The organism is Microbacterium sp. CCNWLW41, from assembly GCF_037083505.1.
The window spans coordinates 61,113-77,186 of sequence record NZ_JBAOJP010000004.1 but is presented as its reverse complement, the minus strand read 5'-3'; the positions used below and the strand labels follow the sequence as shown (position 1 = coordinate 77,186).

Here is a 16,074-nt window from a genome sequence, read left to right as displayed (position 1 = left end):
CCGCCGGATCGCTACCCTGAGAACGTGGACCCTGAGACTCGACCCGACCGCGGACGGGCGAAGGAGGCGCGCGCGAACGACCGCGCCGTGCTGGAGGCGGCGCGCGACGTGTTCGCCGAGCGCGGCTTCGATGCGCCCACGTCGGAGATCGCCGCGCGCGCCGGCGTCGGCGTCGCGTCCGTGTACCGCAGGTACGGCTCGAAGGACGAGCTCGTCCACGCGCTGCGACTGCTCGCGCTGGAGGACGTGACCCGCATCGCGACGGAGGTCGCGGAGCAGGAGACGGAGTCCGCGGTCGCGCGATTCCTCACCCGGCATCTCGAGGAGGCGTCGAGCCCCCTCGTCACCACCTTCGGCCGGCGCCTGCCGACCACGCCCGAGATCGACCGTGCGGCGGAACGGCTGCGCGACGCGCTGGACCGGCTGATCGCCCAGGACCGTGAGCGCGGGCTCGTCCCGCCCGACTACACGGCCGGGGAGATCATGATGGCGGTCGCCCACCTGCGTCCGCACCTCGCGATCTCCCCGGAACGTGCCACCGCCCTGCATCTGCGGCAGCTCGACCTGTACCTCGCGGGCCTGCGCGAGCTGGCGCGGGGAGAGGCGACGCAGCGCGGAACGGCGCTCTCCTGGGAGGACTGGGTCGCCTTCAACAGCGAGAAGGATACGACCATCGGAGGATGACGCGGGAGCGCGGCCTCAATACGATGATCGCCGTACCCTCCGGCGACGAAAGGCCCCGCGTGTCCGAGCCCCTCTCCGACCTCCTCGCCCGCCACGTCGCAGCCGGCACGGTGCCCGGCGCTGTCGGCGTCCTCGGCGACGGTCACCCCGTATCTGTCGGCCTCGACGCCCCTGAGGGCGCCCCCCTGCGCGCGGACGCGATCTTCCGGGTCCAGTCCATGACCAAGGCCGTGACCGCCGTCGCCGCCCTGCGCCTGATCCAGGAGGGCACGCTCGCGCTGCACGAGCCCGTCGACGCGTGGCTCCCGGAGCTGCGCGGCCTGCGCGCCCTCCCCCACCCCGACGCGCCGTTGACCGAGGCCCGTCCGGCGAGCCGGCCGATCACCGTCCACCACCTGCTCACCCACACGTCCGGCTACGGCATGATGACGACGGACTCCCCGCTGCGGCGGGCGATGGTCGACACCGGGATGGAGGCCGGCCCCGAGCCCGTGACGCGCGGGGCGCAGGACTGGCTCGACACGCTGAGCACGCTCCCCCTCGCGTTCGACCCCGGGGAGGGATGGCGCTATCACCACTCGTTCGGCGTCCTCGGCATCCTGCTCGGGCGCCTGGGACGCGGCTCCACCGAAGAGGTCCTGGCGACCACGGTCTTCTCCCCGTCCGGGATGGTCGACACCGGCTTCACGGTGCGGCCGGGGCAGGAGCACCGCCTGGTCGCGGCCTTCCGGCGCTCGGAGGACGGATTCGTCGAGACGGAGCCCGCGGGAGCGGGGTTCTCGGTCGCCCCGCCGTTCGACGTCAGTCATTCCGAGCTCGTGTCGACCGTCTCCGACTACCGCGCGTTCCTGCACGCCCTCCTGGACGGGCGCCTCATCGATGCGGACCTGCTCGCAGAATTCAGGCGCGATCAGGTCCCGCCGTCGGCCAAGGCGCCGGACAGCTTCTTCCCCGGGTTCTGGGAGGGCACGGGATGGGGCTACGGCGTCTCGATCGTGACGGAGGGGAAACACCGAGGACGCTTCGGCTGGTCCGGCGGGCTCGGGACGGACTTCTTCGCCGACCGGGACGGCACCGTCTGCGTCGTCATGGCGCAGGTCGATATGGACGAGCGTGTCCTCGGGATGCTCGGCGACCTCCAGGGCGCCACGTCGGATTGATCGTCCCTCCGCGAACGCGGCGAAGGCTCATCCCCGTCGCCCCAGGTGCTCCGCGTCCCCCTCGGGCCCCGGCGGCCGCCGGGCACGGGAACGGACCGCGAGCAGCGCGGCGCCGATCACCGCCCCGCCGCCGAGCACGGTCGCCACGGTGATCGGCTCGCGCAGCAGCAGGGCCGCCCACGCGATGCTCAGCACCGGCTGGGCCAGCTGCACCTGGCTGATCTGCGCGAGCGGACCGATCGCGAGGCCCCGATACCAGGCGAAGAACCCGAGGAACATGCTGACCACTCCGAGGTAGGCGAAGGCGAGCCAGGCCGTCACGGATCCCGACGGCGGCTGCGCAGCGACGGCGGCGCCCGTCAGGATCGTCATCACGGGAGACGCCGCCACCAGCGCCCACGAGATCGTCTGCCACGAGCCGAGCGTGCGGGACAGGACGCCGCCCTCGGCGTACGCGATCGCGCACACCGCCACGGCCGCGAACAGCAGCCCGTCGGAAGGACGCATCCCGCTGACGCCTCCGCTCTGGAGCGCGGCGAACGACACAGCCGCGATCGCGCCGATCACGGCCGCCGCCCAGAACGCCCGGCCAGGGCGCTCCCGCGTGCGCAGCACGGCGACGACGGCGGTCGCGGCGGGCAGCAGCGCGACCACCACCGCGCCATGGCGGGCCGGTGCTTCGGTGAGCGCGAAGGAGGTCAGCAGCGGGAACCCGACCACCGCTCCCGCGCCGACGACGGCGACGCTCAGCCATTCGCGCCCGCGAGGCCGGCGCTGACGGGTCACGGCCAGGGCGGCGGCGGCGAGCAGCGCGGCGACGACCGCTCGTCCGCTGCCGACGAAGAGCGGTGACATCTGCTCGGCGCCGACGGCGACCCGCGTCATCGGGACGGTGAACGAGAAGGCCAGGACACCGAGGAATCCCCAGGTCAGCCCCGCCCGAGAGATGGATAGCGGGTGAGCCTCGCGGATAGTAGCGCTACTGTGGTCTTTCATGAATCAGGGTAGCAGTGATCGACTCGCCGCCGATCTCCGTACGTGGGTCGCCGGCGCCGCGCCGGGTTCGCGGCTGCCGTCGACCCGAGAGCTCACCGCACGCCATGGCGCCAGTCCCGTGACCGTCCAGAAGGCGCTGCGCCTGCTGGCGGCACAGGGTCTCATCGAGACCCGGCCCGGCGTGGGCGCCTTCGTCCGGGCCGCGCATCACGGCCGGGCGCACGACTACTCCTGGCAGACCGCGGCGCTGGGGGCGAGCGTTGGCGTCCCCGTGATGACCTCGACGGCGCTGCGCTCCCCGTCCCCCGACGTGATCGCCCTGCACTCCGGGTATCCGGACCGCGATCTGCTGCCGGAGCGATTGGTCCGCGCCGCCCTCATCCGCGCGGCGAGGAGCGACGCCGCCGTGTCACGGCCCGCGTCGGAGGGGCTGCCGGAGCTGCGATCGTGGTTCGCGGCCGAGCTCGGCGCCCAGACGCCGGCCGGGTTCGCGCCGCCCGCCCCCGGCGACGTGCTCGTGACGCCGGGGAGCCAGATCGCGCTCGGATCCGTGTTCCGCGCGGTCGCCGGGGCGGGCGCCGTCCTCCTGACGGAGTCGCCCACGTACTGGGGCGCGATCCTCGCCGCCGCCCAGGTGGGCGTGTCCCTGGTCCCCGTGCCCGCGGGCGCCGAGGGCCCGGACCTCGCGGCGCTCGATCGCGCCCTCGCGCAGACGGGCGCCCGCGCCCTCTACGCACAGCCGTCCTTCGCCAACCCGACCGGGGCACGGTGGACACCTGCGACCGCGGATGCCGTGCGCGATCTCCTCCGACGGCATGGCGCCTTCCTCATCGAGGACGACTGGGCACATGACTTCGGGATCGACGCGGACGCCGTCCCCCTCGCGGCCCGCGACGAGGACGGTCACATCGTCTATCTGCGATCGCTGACCAAGAGCGTGTCCCCCGCGATCCGGGTCGCCGCCGTCATCGCACGCGGCCCGGTCCGCGACCGCGTGCTCGCCGACCTCCAGGCGCAGTCCATGTACGTGAGCGGGGCACTCCAGTCCGCGGCGCTCGACGTCCTGGCCCAGCCCGCATGGCGCACCCACGTGCGCGGGGTCCGGGCCCGGCTGCGCGTCCGGCGGGACCTGATGATCGACGCCGTGCGCGCGCACCTCCCCGACGCCACGATCGAGACGATCCCGGCGGGCGGACTGAACCTCTGGGTCCGTCTCCCCGACGGCGTGGACCTGGCGCGGCTGTCGGCCGACGGCGAGGCGCGCGGGGTCGTGATCGCCTCCGGTCGCGAGTGGTTCCCCGCGGAGCCCACCGGCGCCTACGTCCGCCTCAACTACGCAGGTCCGGACCCCGGCTCCTTCGATGCCGGGATCCGGCTCCTCGCCGAGGCCCTCGCCGAGCAGCGACCGAGTCCCCGCCGCCCCTCATGATCCGTGGATGTCGGCGCCCCGGCTCTCGCGGGCGAGCAGCACCGCCAGCGCGCTGGCGGCGAGGACGATCATCCAGAACACCGCGACCGGCCACGTCGCTCCGAACGTCATGACGAGGCTCGTCGCGATGAGCGGCGAGAACCCCGCCCCGATGGTGGACGCCGACTGGTACGCCGCCGACGCCCCGGAGAAGCGCAGGGCCGTCGGGAACTGCTCGGCCACGAAGGCGGCGATCGGCCCGTAGACCATCCCCTGGACGAGGCCGTTCCCGAGCACGATCGCCAGGGCGAAGCCCCAGACCGTGCCCGTCTGCAGCAGGCCGATGATCGGAAGGGCGAGGACGACGCCCACGGCGCATCCGGCGACGACCACCGTCCGCCGGCCGACGCGATCGCTGACCCGGGCCGCGAGGATCGAGATCACGACCGTCGTGACGGCCGCGACCGCCTTCCAGTTCAGGACGCCGGTGCTCTCCGCTCCCGCCGCGACCGCCTCCGAGACGCCCCATACCGTCATCAGCCCCTGAGACGTGGTGAAGGCGAGAGCCGCGACGAACGCGATGAGCAGGGCCCGCCAGTGGTGGCGCAGCACCTCGAGGATCGGCACGCGTCGGCGGGCGCCGATCGCCTCGAGCCTCTGGAACATCGGCGTCTCCGCGACGCGCAGCCGGATGACCAGGCCGACGGCCAGCAACGCCACGCTGAAGAGGAACGGCACGCGCCATCCCCAGCTCAGGAACTGGTCCTGCGGCAGCAGGGAGAACAGGCTCAGCATCAGCGTCGCCAGCACCGCGCCGACCGGGCCGCCGGCGTTCGCGAAGCTCGCCGCCAGACCGCGGTGCTCACGCGGTGCGTGCTCCAGGGCGACGAGGATCGCGCCGCCCCATTCGCCGCCGACGGCCACGCCCTGCACCACCCTCAGCAGGACGAGGAGGATCGGCGCGATGATCCCGACGGTCGCCGTCGGCGGGAGCAGCCCCATGATCGTAGAGGCCACGCCCATGAGCACCATGGACAGCACCAGCACGCGCTTGCGCCCTCGGGTGTCGCCGAAATGACCGAACACGATGCCCCCGAGGGGGCGCGCGAGATATCCGACCGCGAAGGTCGCGAACGACGCGAAGGTCGCGAATCCGGGGCCGAGACCGGCGAAGAAGACCTGGCCGAACACGAGGCTCGCCGCCGTCGCGTAGAGGATGAAGTCGTAGAACTCGATCATGCTGCCCATGAAGCTGGACGCGATCACGCGGCGCATGTCGCGCGTGGTCATCGAGAGCTGGGTGCCGTCGGCGGCGGCGGTGGCGCTCGCCTCCTGCGCGGCGGTCGTGGGGTGCGGGGTCATCGTCGACCTCTCTGGAAGCGGGACGGATCGGGGAACGGATCGGTGGATCGGGAACGGCTGAATCGGGAACGGATGAATCGGGGCCGGCGCCGTCCGGGGCGGTGGATCCCGGGGCGGCGCGCTCAGGTCGTGAGCGCCGGCCGACGGGCGAAGGAGATCGTCTCGAGGTCGTCGGGGACGAGCACCTCCAGGTCGGCACCGGCGGCGGAGCGCAGCCACTCCGTCGTCGGGATGTGCCCGGGTACGAGGTGATGCAGGGCCAGTCGTGCGGCACCGGCATCGCGCGCGACGGCGATCGCCTCGCCGACGCTCGTGTGCGATCGTCGGTGATGGTCGATCGACGCCTGCGACGTCGCGTCGTCACGGCCTCCGTACATGGCGGCCACCCACTCGAAGCTGATCGCCTCGTGCAGGAGCAGATCGACGTCCTCCGCCAGGCGCACCATGTTGGCGCAGGGGGCGGTGTCACCGGAGATCGCGACGGAGCCGTCCTCGGTGGTGAAGCAGAAGCCGAAGGCGGGTGCGATCGGCGGGTGCTGTACGAGGATCGCGTCCACGCGCACCCGGTCGTCCTCGAAGACGCGGAACGGGGTCATGTCCGGCGTCGGCATGGCGTTCGCGTCGTACCCGATGCCGTCGGGGAGCGTGATGTCCTGCGCGTGGAACAGGTCGAGGGGCGAGGGGCGCAAGGCGTCGAGCACGCGGTCGTTGAGATCCGTCGCCTGCGACTCCATCAGGAGACGGAACATGTCGGCCGTGCCGGGCGTCGGGAGCGCGGGCGCCACCGGCATCGGGGCGGTGACGGCGCGGGGTGAGACCGGCGGGAGCAGACCGCGGTCGCCGGGCCCAATGATCGGGATCCGCGGCCCCTCACCGGTGAGCCCGAACATCCCGAAGAGGGCCAGGTTCATCAGGTCCGTGGTGTGATCGGAGTGCAGATGCGTGAGGAAGATCCCGCCGAGCCGTTCCATGGCGAATCCGGCGCGAGCGAACTGCCGTCCGGCGCCGAGCCCGGCGTCGACCAGATAGACCCTGTCGCCCACGACGACCGCCGTGGAGATGCCGAACCGCGAGGACGCGTCCAGCGGCGTCCACCAGCGCGGACCTCCTGCGGTTCCCAGGGTGACGATGCGGGGTTCGCTCATCTGCTGTCTCCTTCGGCGTGCTTTCCCCCATCGTCGGTCCGGAATATTGTTCTGTACAGCGGAACTTATCGAAGGTCTTGTTAAGGAGAATCGATGGATGCGACGACGGCGGCGACGCAGAGATGAACGGCGTCACCCTGCGCCAGCTCGAGTACTTCGCCGCCGCCGCGGAACTCGGCACGGTGAGCGCCGCCGCAGAGCGCTGCTCCGCCTCCCCCGCAGCCGTCTCCACCGCCCTGGGCGAGCTGGAGCGCGCGCTCCGGCTCCAGCTGCTGGTCCGTCGTCCCGCCAAGGGCGTCGCCCTCACGCGCAGCGGGGAACGGATGCTCCCGGTCGCGCGACGCATCCTCGACGATGCCGCCGAGCTCGCCCAGCTCGCCGGCGTCGAGCACGACGACATCGCGGGGCCGCTGCGGATCGCGTGCACGGTCGCACTGTCCCCGCGCCTCCTGCCGCCGTTGGCGGACGCGGTGACCACGCGGCACCCCCGGGTCGAGCTCGACCTCGTGGACGGCCTGGCCGCCGAGGTGCAGGATCTGCTCCGCGGCGGCGCCGTCGACGCCGCCCTGCTCTACCGACGCCAGCTCGTGCCCGGGTTCGATGTGCGCACGATCCGCTCGATCGATCCGTATGCCGTCCTTCCCGAGGGCCATCCCCTGGCGGGCGCGGACGACGTCTCGCTCGCCGAGCTGGCAGACGAGCGGCTGATCCTCGTGCAGCCCGCCGGGTCCCGCGGCGTGATCGAGTCGCTCATCGAGGAGGCCGGGATCGTGCCGCAGGCGGGCTGGGCGTTCACCAACCCCGAGACCGTCCGGGCCATGGTCGCTCGAGGCCTCGGCTACTCGGTGTTCAGCGGACGCCCGCCCGGCACGCAGAGCTTCGACGGGCGACACGTCGCGTACGTGCGCGTCCGCGACCGAGTGGCGCCCAACGACGTGGTGCTGGCGATGGCGTCCGGGCAGCGACGCACCGCCCGGCTCGACATGCTGGTCGAGCTCCTCGCCGAGCCGGCACTGCAGGACGCGCTGGGCTGATCCCGCGCGCCCCGCCTCGCCGCGATCAGGACCGGATCGTCGTGATGCGCTCCGTGATGACGTCGTCCACCCGCTTCCGGTCCCGCGGGTACACCGCGTAGAGCACGGTGAGCACGGCCGCGTTGACGATCATCATGATGACGAGGATCCAGAGGAACACCGCCTGGAGGCTGAAGGCGTCGGCGAGGATCCCGGCCACGAAGGTGAACGCGGCCCACCCGATCACCTCGAAGATGGTCAGATAGATCACGAAGCCCTGGCCTCGGAGCTCCGGCCGCATGACCGACATCAGGATGGGTCGGTTGATGCCGGGGTTCAGCCCCTGCGTCATCCCCATGAGCCCCCAGAACACGGCGTAGTAGCCGATGGAGGTCACGTCGAACTGCGTGGCGAAGAAGGCGACCACCGCGAACAGGACCTGGGCCACCTGCAGGAACGCGACGCGCCCCTGCGAGCCGACGCGGCGATCGAGCGCCGAGACCACGAAGCCGCCGCCGACCGTCCCGAGGAAGTAGCCGATCCCGAACGGCAGCGCCACGATCGCGGCCACGGCGTTGTCGAACCCGCGCTCGGTGACGAGGAACTGGATGCCGAACACCGCGATCAGGAGGTGACCGGACAGCAGCCTCGAGAGCATCATGACGCTGAACGTCGGGATCTTGAACAGCGTGACGGAGTCCTTCAGGCGCGGGCGTTCGTATGCGATCCGGCTCGCCGCCTCGCCGTAGTCCGCTCCGCCGACGGCGGGCTCGCGGAACAGCACCAGCACGAGCAGCCCCGAGACCACGAGCAGGGCGCCGACCCCGAAGAACCCCCACCGCCAGCCGGAGTCCCAGAGCGAGAGCAGGCCCACGAGCGGGCCGATGAACGATCCGAGGATCGCGGAGAAGCCGTAGAGGATCCCGGTCGCACGCCCCCGGGACTGGTCGTCGAAGCTGTCGGCGATGACGGCGTTCGTGATCGGGGTGAGACCGATCACGGCACCGGCTTGGAGCGTCTGCAGCAGCAGGAGGACGACGAAGTTCTCCGCGAAGCCAGAGGCGAAGGCGAGCAGTCCGCTCAGCACGGTGCTGACCACGATCGCCTGGCGGCGACTGGTGCGGTTCGCGTACCAGACCCACAGCGGTCCGAACGGGACGCCGACCAGACGGCCCAGCGTGGACAGGATGCCCAGCTCGGAGTTGCCGAGGTTCAGGCTCTTGGCGATGGCGGGGAACAGCGTGGTGGTCAGACTGCCCTCCCCGCTCTCGACGACGGTGACGCCGACGAGTGTGGACAGATTGCGCCATCGACCCCGCACCCCTCCCTTCACGGGGGCGGTCGGGACCTGTTCGGCGGCGGCCGGGAGTGACGTGTTCATGCGATTCCTTCGTCGTTGAAGCGAACGGGTCTCGGGCGCGGATCGGGTGGAGCAGTCCAAGCAACCCATGACACAAGTGGAGTGGTGTCGATATTCCACTTATGGGATGCTTCTGTCAAGCACGACGTCGCGAATCGACACGTCGGAGTGGATTTGACAAGGCAATTCCACTTGTGGAATGGTCATCGCACCTGACTCGACGACGAGAGAACGGACCCACCTCCATGAAGCTCGAGCACCTGCTCCTCGGACTCATCGCCCGCGGCCCCTCGACCGGCTACGAGATCATGAAGTACCTGGACACGCACGGGCGCTTCCTCCGCTCGAACACCACGATGAGCCAGGTGTACCGGTCCCTGTCGCGGATGGCCGAGCGCGGCTGGGTCGCGTTCTCCGTGGACGAACGGCCCGGCGCGCAGGATGCGAAGGTCTACCGCCTCACCCCCGAGGGGCGCACCGTCTTCATCGGCTGGCTGCGCAGCCCGTACGCGCCGCCGAGCCGCTTCCAGGACCCGGACTTCGGCGCACGGCTCAGTCTGGGCATCGGCCTCATGTCGAAGGAGGACGTCCTGGAGCTGATCGAGACGGAGCTGAACGCCCGGTATGCCCAGCGCGTCAAGTACCGGTTCCGCGACCGCCGGCTCGGACCGCTGCCCGAGGGCGCGGACGAGCCGTTCGCCCGCGCGCTCTCCGACCGGCTCCACTACAACGGCGCCCGCGATCTGGACGACTACATCCGCACGCTCGAGAGCCTGCGCACGGACATCCTCGACGACGCGCTCGAACGCACCAACGCCGAGCTCGCCCGGACGATCGTGATCCCGGACGACGCCGCGGCCGCCACGATCCAGGGAGCGGACCGATGAGGGCGATCATGGTCATGTTCGACAGCATGAACCGGCATATGCTGCCGCCCTACGGCTCGGACGAGATCCACGCGCCGAACTTCACCCGGCTGGCCGAGCGGACCGTCACGTTCGACAACTTCTACGCCGGATCGATGCCGTGCATGCCCGCCCGGCGCGAGATCCACACCGGTCGGTACAACTTCCTGCACCGCTCCTGGGGTCCCTTGGAGCCCTGGGACGACTCCATGCCGGAGATGCTGGGACGAGCCGGGATCCACACCCACCTCGCGAGCGACCATCCGCACTACTGGGAGGACGGTGGCGCGACCTACCACCCGCGCTACACGACCTGGGAGTTCTTCCGCGGTCAGGAGGGCGACCCGTGGAAGGGGCACGCCGCGAAGCCCGGCGAGGCGCCGGAGACCGGCTTCAAGGGCGCCATCCGACGGCAGGACGCGATCAACCGCGGCTATCTGCGGCGCGAGGCGGAGCATCCGCAGACACGGACCTTCGACGCGGGACTGGAGTTCCTGTCCACGAACGCGGACACCGACAACTGGTTCCTGCAGATCGAGTGCTTCGATCCTCACGAGCCCTTCTTCACCTACGAGGAGTACCGTCGCCTCTACCCGCACGAGTACGACGGACCGGAGTTCGACTGGCCGCCGTACGCCAAGGTGACCGAGGAGGAGTCGAAGGTCGAGCACGCGCGATACGAGTACAAGGCGCTCGCCTCGATGTGCGACCGCTCGCTCGGCCGCGTCCTCGACTTCATGGACGAGCACGACATGTGGGAGGACACCCTCCTCCTCGTGAACACCGACCACGGGTTCCTTCTCGGCGAGCACGGCTGGTGGGCGAAGAGCGTCCAGCCCTGGTTCAACGAGCTCGTGCGGCTCCCGGCGTTCCTCTGGGACCCGAGGACGGGCGACGCCGGCCGCCGCCACCGCGGGCTCGTGCAGACGATCGACATCGCGCCGACGCTGCTCGACTTCTTCGGCCTCGACCGCACCGACGACATGCTCGGGATCCCGATGCGCACCGACGAGCAGGGTCCCACGCCCGAGGGATCCCCGTCGCGGGAGGCCGCGCTGTTCGGCATCCACGGCGGACACGTGAACGTCACGGACGGCCGCTACGTGTACATGCGCTCCTGTGCGACGCCGGAGAACGCCCCCCTGGAGGAGTACACGCTCATGCCCACGCACATGCGCGGGCGCTTCGCGCCGGCGGAGTTCGCGGGCGCCGAGCTCGCCGAGCCGTTCTCGTTCACGAAGGGCGTCCGCCCGCTGCGACTCACGGGGCGCGCGATGATGAACCCGTACCTGTTCGGGACCCTCCTGTTCGATCTGGAGGCGGATCCGCGTCAGGAGCGCCCGCTCGACGACCCGGACGTCGAGCTGCGGATGCTGCGCCTGCTCGCGCGGCTGCTGCGCGAGAACGAGGCTCCTGCGTCGCAGTACGAGCGGCTCGGCATCCCGGCGGACGCAGAGCCGGGGCCGGAGCACCTGCTCGTCGCCGCGCAGCGCCATCTCGCCACCGAGGCCGCCGCGCCCCTGACCCCGCTGGACGCGTTCCCCTCCGGCGACTTCGGGCTCGGCACCTCGGTGCACGAGCTCCTCGCCCACCCGCCGACGCGCGAGGTCGTGGCCGCGCACCTGCCGATGCTTCTGCACTCGGAGATGCTGGGGATGCTCGGCGACACGAGCCTCCATCAGCTCGCCGCGGTGATCCCGCTCGGCCCGACGACGCTCGACCGTCTCGCCGCCGACCTCGCCCGGATCTGATCCCGACACCGCCGGCCGTTGAGCGAGCGCAGCGAGACGAAACGCCCCCAACCCGGGTCACCGCGTTTCGACTCGTCGCTGCACTCCGCCCCGGTCGTTGAGCGAGCGCAGCGAGACGCAACGCCCGCCGCGCGTCAGGCGGGCGGAGCGGTCGAAGCGCGCAGCTTGAGGGTCATCGGCAGCGTCCGCGTCGTCGGCGCCGCCCCGGTGGCGATGCCGACCAGCTCGTCGACCGCCTGCCGCGCCAGCATCGTCGTCGGCTGAGCGACCGTCGTGAGCCGAGGCGTCAGCCACTCCCCTACGGTGATCCCGTCGCAGCCGATCACCGACAGGGCCTCGGGAACGGCGATCCCCGCCTGACGGGCGGCCTCGAGCACGCCGATGGCGATGATGTCGCTGGCGCAGAACACCGCGGTCGGCTGCCGCCCCGCCGCGCTGAGGTGCGCGAACACGTTGCTGCCGAAGTCGGAGGTGAACGTCCCCCGCACGATCAGACGCTCGTCCGGTTCGATCCCGCGGTCCGCCAGGGCGGCGCGATACCCCGCCTCGCGCTGGTCCGCGGTGTGCAGCCCCCGTGGTCCGCCGAGGTGGGCGATCGCCGTGTGACCGAGGCCGATCAGGTGCGCGGTGGCCTGATACGCGCCGCCGAAGCTGTCCGCGGTGACCTGCGCGACGTTCGTGCCGCGCGAGTTCACGTACTCGTCGAGCAGGACGACGGGCAGGTCCCCGCCGACGCGCCCCGTGAACGCCTCGTTCGTGCTGTGCATGCCGAGGTAGATGATCCCGCCCAGATGCGGCAGCTGGGCGAGGCGTTCGACGCTCTTGCGCTCCCGGGCCGCCGAGGACCCGGTGAGCGAGGTGAGGACGTCGATCCCGTCCTCGACCGCGGCGTCGACGACCGCGTCCGCGAGGCTCGAGAAGTACGGATTGTCGAGGGAGGGCACGACGAGCCCGATCGTGCTGACCGTCGTCGTCCGCGCGGCGGCGGGATGACCGTTCTCCGCCAGCGCGCGATCGATCCTGCGGGCCGTCGCCGGGGCGACCTTGAGCTCGCCGCGCACGTATCGGGTCACCGTCGAGGTCGAGACGCCGACCTGCTGCGCTATCTGACTGAGCGACATCGCACGTTCCCCCTGGGCGAGTTGACACGACCGGACTCTCATCCTAGTTTGATGTGTGCGTTGCGCAACAGTGCGCAACGCATGAGCCGGACGGCGCGGAGACGCGCGAAGGAGTCGATGATGGTGAAGGTTCTGCTGGCGGGCGAGTCGTGGGTGAGCGCCACGATCGATCACAAGGGATACGACCCCTTCGCGCACACGCGCGTCGAGATCGGGTGCGCCCGTCTTCTCGACGCGCTCACGACAGAGGGGCTGGATGTCGTCCACCTGCGGTCGCACGACGTCGCCGAGCGCTTCCCGCAGACCGCGGAGCAGCTCGCTGAGTACGATGCCGTCCTCCTGTCGGACATCGGCTCGAACTCGCTCCTCCTCCACCCCGACACGTTCAGCCTGGGCAGGCCCACTCCGAACCGGCTCACGCTGCTCAAGGACTGGGTCCAGGGCGGCGGCGGGCTCATGATGGCCGGCGGCTACCTCAGCTTCCAGGGCTTCGAGGCGAAGGCGCGCTATCACGGGACCGCGGTCGAAGAGGTCCTCCCCGTCTCGCTGACGCCCTACGACGACCGGGTGGAGACACCCGAGGGCGTGAGCGGCTCGGTGGTCGCTGAGCACGCGATCACCTCCGGGCTCGACCGCGACTGGCCGATCCTGCTCGGCTACCAGCGTGCACAGGCTCGTCCCGACGCCACGGTGCTCGCCGCCATCGGGGCCGACCCGCTGCTCGCGACCCGCACGGTCGGCGCGGGTCGCACCCTCGCGTTCATGTCCGACGTGTCCCCGCACTGGGCACCCGAGGAGTTCATGTCCTGGGAGGGCTACGGCCCGTTGTTCGCCCGCTCTCTCCGCTGGCTGGCCGGCGAACTCGACTGACCTGCGGCTTCGCCGCGACAATAGGGAAAGACAGAAGAACATGATGACAACGACGTCGACCGCCCGCCCCGCGACCGCACGCTCCGCCTCGGTCGCCGCGCTGACCCTGGCGACCGTCTTCGCCGGCATGCTCGGCCCGCTCCAGGCCCTGGTGAACGGCCGCCTCGGCTCGGAGCTCGGCGACGGGCACGCCGCGGCGCTGATCTCCTTCGGGACGGGTCTCGTCCTGATGCTCGTGGTGGTGTTCACCCGCGAGAAGACACGGCGTGCGTTCCTCGCCCTGCCCGGCCAGCTCGTGCGAGGGGAGCTTCCGCGATGGAACTTCTTCGCAGGCCTGTGCGGCGCGGTGATCGTGCTGTCCGAGGGGGTGACGGTCGGGTTCCTCGGCGTCGCCGTCTTCCAGACCTCGCTCATCTCCGGTCTCGTGATCTCCGGAGTGCTCTGCGATCGCCTCGGCATCGGCGTGCGGATCAAGCAGGCCGTCACGGTCCAGCGTGCGATCGGCGCCGTCCTGGCGATCGCTGCCACCCTGCTCGTCGTCTCCCCGAGCTGGTCCGCCCCGCACATGATCGCGCTGGCGATCATGCCCTTCGTCGGCGGCCTCCTCGCCGGCTGGCAGCCCGCGGGGAACTCCGAGATCGGTCGTCTCTCGGGCTCGATGCTCGTCTCGATCACCTGGAACTTCCTCATCGGGTTCGCGGCGCTGGGCATCGTCTACCTCATCCGCATGGCCGCCACCGGCGCACACTTCGCACTCCCCGACACGTGGTGGATGTACCTCGGCGGCCCCCTCGGGCTGCTCTCGATCGCGCTGATGGCGCTTCTCGTGCGGGGACTGGGACTCCTCCTCCTCGGCCTCGCCTCCACCGCCGGTCAACTCATCGGGTCCATCCTCATCGAGGTCGCCGTCCCCTCGCACGGCGTCACGCTCCATGCCGTGACGGTGATCGGCGCACTCGTCGCCCTCGCCGCCGCCGCGATCGCGATGATCCCCTCGCGTCGCGCGGTGGTGCCCGAACCGGAACCATCGGGGCGAACCGATGCCTGACGTCCAGACCGTGCTCGGACCGGTCGCTGCGACGGACCTCGGCATCGTCCTCCCCCACGAGCACCTCTTCAACGATCTGTCAGCCGTCCTCGCGCCGGCGGCGTACCCGTCGACCCGCGCGCTCGCCGCGCAGGACGTCGCGCCCGAGTGGCAGTTCCTCCTCCGCGAGGACCCCTACTGCTGCCCGGACAACCTCGCGGCCAAGCCCATCGACGACGTCGTGGTCGAGGTCGCCGAGTTCCGGCGCCGCGGCGGCGGAACCATCGTGGATGCGACGGGGAGTCCCGCGATCGGACGCGACCCGGACGGGCTCGCCGCCGTCGCGAGGGCGACCGGCGCGAACGTCGTCATGAGCACCGGCACGTACCTGCAGAAGCTCGAGGGCGAACGCCTCACGGCGCGCTCCGTCGACGCCCACGTCGCCGACATCCTCCACGACCTCACGGAGGGCATCGGATCACGGCGGATCCGGGCGGGCGTCATCGGCGAGGTCGGCGTCTCCCCGGAGTTCACGCCCGCCGAGCGCGCCGCCCTTCGTGCCGCCGGGCTCGCGCAGCGCGAGGTCCCGCACGTGCCGATGAACATCCACATGCCCGGCTGGCAGCGCCGGGGACACGAGGTTCTCGATGTCCTCACCGAGGAGCTCGGCGTGGCACCGGACCGGATCGCCCTCGCCCACAGCGACCCGTCGGGATCGGATCCGGACTATCAGCGCGCGCTCTTGGACCGGGGCGCGATCCTGGAGTTCGACATGATCGGGCTGGACATCTCCTTCCCCGGCGAGGGCGCCTCTCCCTCGCCGCACGAGACGGCGGATGCCGTCGCCGCGCTGATCGCCGACGGCTACGGCGCGCAGCTGATGCTGTCACAGGATCTGTTCCTCAAGCAGATGTGGCGCCGCAACGGAGGCAACGGCCTCAGCTTCGTGGTCTCGGTCTTCGCCGATCTTCTTCGCGCGCGCGGCCTGGACGACGCCGCGCTGCACCGCCTGATGGTGGCGAATCCCGCCCGCTGGCTCAGCGGGGAGGATCTCGCCACACCGTCCGCCGCATGACCGCCCTCCACCTCGGTCGTTGAGCGAGCGCAGCGAGACGAAACGCCCCCAACCCCAGGTCACCGCGTTTCGTCTCGTCGCTGCGCTCCTCGCTCAACGACCGAGAACCGCCACCCCCGGTCGTTGAGCGAGCGCAGCGAGACGAAACGCCGCCAACCCCACGCTCCGGTCGTTGAGCGAGCGCAGCGAGACGAAAC

General features: G+C 71.0%; 14 protein-coding genes. 9 read left to right on the top strand and 5 right to left on the bottom strand.

Annotated features, from left to right (window positions below):
• Positions 1-24: 24 nt before the first annotated feature.
• Together V6R91_RS15530 and V6R91_RS15525 are read left to right on the top strand one after the other, a co-directional pair.
• Positions 25-684 (top strand): TetR/AcrR family transcriptional regulator, encoded by a 660-nt coding sequence (locus V6R91_RS15530; RefSeq protein ID WP_336396003.1) that lies wholly within the window; start codon positions 25-27, stop codon positions 682-684.
• Positions 685-743: 59 nt separating this feature from the next.
• Complete coding sequence (locus V6R91_RS15525) at positions 744-1,844, top strand: serine hydrolase domain-containing protein (protein ID WP_336396002.1); 1,101 nt, start codon at positions 744-746, stop codon at positions 1,842-1,844.
• Between the two features lie 27 nt (positions 1,845-1,871).
• On the opposite strand, the gene V6R91_RS15520 is transcribed toward V6R91_RS15525, so the two are convergent.
• A complete protein-coding gene (locus V6R91_RS15520; protein ID WP_336396001.1) occupies positions 1,872-2,840 on the bottom strand; it encodes a DMT family transporter in 969 nt (322 codons plus the stop codon).
• On the opposite strand from V6R91_RS15520, the gene V6R91_RS15515 reads away from it, so the two are divergent.
• The gene (locus V6R91_RS15515; protein ID WP_336396000.1) at positions 2,839-4,269 is read left to right on the top strand and encodes an aminotransferase-like domain-containing protein; all 1,431 of its coding nucleotides are present in this window, start codon (positions 2,839-2,841) and stop codon (positions 4,267-4,269) included. The genes V6R91_RS15520 and V6R91_RS15515 overlap by 2 nt on opposite strands.
• Here the strand turns inward: V6R91_RS15515 and V6R91_RS15510 are convergent.
• Together V6R91_RS15510 and V6R91_RS15505 are read right to left on the bottom strand one after the other, a co-directional pair.
• Positions 4,264-5,610, bottom strand: a complete 1,347-nt coding sequence (locus V6R91_RS15510; protein ID WP_336395999.1) for an MFS transporter — start codon at positions 5,608-5,610, stop codon at positions 4,264-4,266. The genes V6R91_RS15515 and V6R91_RS15510 overlap by 6 nt on opposite strands.
• Positions 5,611-5,732: 122 nt before the next feature.
• On the bottom strand, positions 5,733-6,755 hold the full coding sequence (locus V6R91_RS15505; protein ID WP_336395998.1) for an MBL fold metallo-hydrolase: 1,023 nt from the start codon (positions 6,753-6,755) through the stop codon (positions 5,733-5,735).
• 122 nt (positions 6,756-6,877) lie between these two features.
• Between V6R91_RS15505 and V6R91_RS15500 the strand changes: the two genes are divergently transcribed.
• A complete protein-coding gene (locus tag V6R91_RS15500) occupies positions 6,878-7,789 on the top strand; it encodes a LysR family transcriptional regulator (protein ID WP_336395997.1) in 912 nt (303 codons plus the stop codon).
• 25 nt (positions 7,790-7,814) lie between these two features.
• Here V6R91_RS15500 and V6R91_RS15495 read toward each other — a convergent pair whose 3' ends face one another.
• Positions 7,815-9,149 carry an MFS transporter gene (locus tag V6R91_RS15495; RefSeq protein ID WP_336395996.1) on the bottom strand — a complete coding sequence of 445 codons (1,335 nt, stop codon included), beginning with the start codon at positions 9,147-9,149 and terminating at the stop codon, positions 7,815-7,817.
• A 224-nt stretch (positions 9,150-9,373) separates the two neighbouring features.
• On the opposite strand from V6R91_RS15495, the gene V6R91_RS15490 reads away from it, so the two are divergent.
• Entirely contained in the window at positions 9,374-10,015 is a 642-nt protein-coding gene (locus tag V6R91_RS15490; protein WP_271061816.1) for a PadR family transcriptional regulator, read from the top strand.
• An 8-nt stretch (positions 10,016-10,023) separates the two neighbouring features.
• Positions 10,024-11,784, top strand: a complete 1,761-nt coding sequence (locus tag V6R91_RS15485) for a sulfatase (protein ID WP_336395995.1) — start codon at positions 10,024-10,026, stop codon at positions 11,782-11,784.
• 134 nt (positions 11,785-11,918) lie between these two features.
• Here the strand turns inward: V6R91_RS15485 and V6R91_RS15480 are convergent, their stop codons facing one another.
• Entirely contained in the window at positions 11,919-12,905 is a 987-nt protein-coding gene (locus V6R91_RS15480; protein ID WP_067243430.1) for a substrate-binding domain-containing protein, read from the bottom strand.
• 120 nt (positions 12,906-13,025) lie between these two features.
• Here V6R91_RS15480 and V6R91_RS15475 point away from each other — a divergent pair, with 120 nt between their 5' ends.
• The 3 genes from V6R91_RS15475 to V6R91_RS15465 are packed head-to-tail and all read left to right on the top strand — an operon-like array spanning position 13,026 to position 15,877.
• Positions 13,026-13,775, top strand: a complete 750-nt coding sequence (locus V6R91_RS15475; protein WP_336395994.1) for a glutamine amidotransferase — start codon at positions 13,026-13,028, stop codon at positions 13,773-13,775.
• A gap of 40 nt (positions 13,776-13,815) precedes the next feature.
• Positions 13,816-14,823 carry a DMT family transporter gene (locus V6R91_RS15470; RefSeq protein WP_336395993.1) on the top strand — a complete coding sequence of 336 codons (1,008 nt, stop codon included), beginning with the start codon at positions 13,816-13,818 and terminating at the stop codon, positions 14,821-14,823.
• Complete coding sequence (locus V6R91_RS15465; protein ID WP_336395992.1) at positions 14,816-15,877, top strand: phosphotriesterase family protein; 1,062 nt, start codon at positions 14,816-14,818, stop codon at positions 15,875-15,877. The genes V6R91_RS15470 and V6R91_RS15465 overlap by 8 nt, the downstream gene beginning before the upstream one ends.
• Positions 15,878-16,074 lie beyond the last annotated feature (197 nt).

Bases quoted from the DNA above. Each gene is read 5' to 3' on its own strand.
- V6R91_RS15475 (WP_336395994.1), top strand. From the start codon at position 13,026: ATGGTGAAGGTTCTGCTGGCGGGCGAGTCGTGGGTGAGCGCCACGATC.
- V6R91_RS15470 (WP_336395993.1), top strand. From the start codon at position 13,816: ATGATGACAACGACGTCGACCGCCCGCCCCGCGACCGCACGCTCCGCC.
- V6R91_RS15510 (WP_336395999.1), bottom strand. From the start codon at position 5,610: ATGACCCCGCACCCCACGACCGCCGCGCAGGAGGCGAGCGCCACCGCC.
- V6R91_RS15505 (WP_336395998.1), bottom strand. From the start codon at position 6,755: ATGAGCGAACCCCGCATCGTCACCCTGGGAACCGCAGGAGGTCCGCGC.
- V6R91_RS15485 (WP_336395995.1), top strand. From the start codon at position 10,024: ATGGTCATGTTCGACAGCATGAACCGGCATATGCTGCCGCCCTACGGC.
- V6R91_RS15515 (WP_336396000.1), top strand. From the start codon at position 2,839: ATGAATCAGGGTAGCAGTGATCGACTCGCCGCCGATCTCCGTACGTGG.
- V6R91_RS15480 (WP_067243430.1), bottom strand. From the start codon at position 12,905: ATGTCGCTCAGTCAGATAGCGCAGCAGGTCGGCGTCTCGACCTCGACG.
- V6R91_RS15465 (WP_336395992.1), top strand. From the start codon at position 14,816: ATGCCTGACGTCCAGACCGTGCTCGGACCGGTCGCTGCGACGGACCTC.
- V6R91_RS15490 (WP_271061816.1), top strand. From the start codon at position 9,374: ATGAAGCTCGAGCACCTGCTCCTCGGACTCATCGCCCGCGGCCCCTCG.
- V6R91_RS15520 (WP_336396001.1), bottom strand. From the start codon at position 2,840: ATGAAAGACCACAGTAGCGCTACTATCCGCGAGGCTCACCCGCTATCC.
- V6R91_RS15495 (WP_336395996.1), bottom strand. From the start codon at position 9,149: ATGAACACGTCACTCCCGGCCGCCGCCGAACAGGTCCCGACCGCCCCC.
- V6R91_RS15500 (WP_336395997.1), top strand. From the start codon at position 6,878: ATGAACGGCGTCACCCTGCGCCAGCTCGAGTACTTCGCCGCCGCCGCG.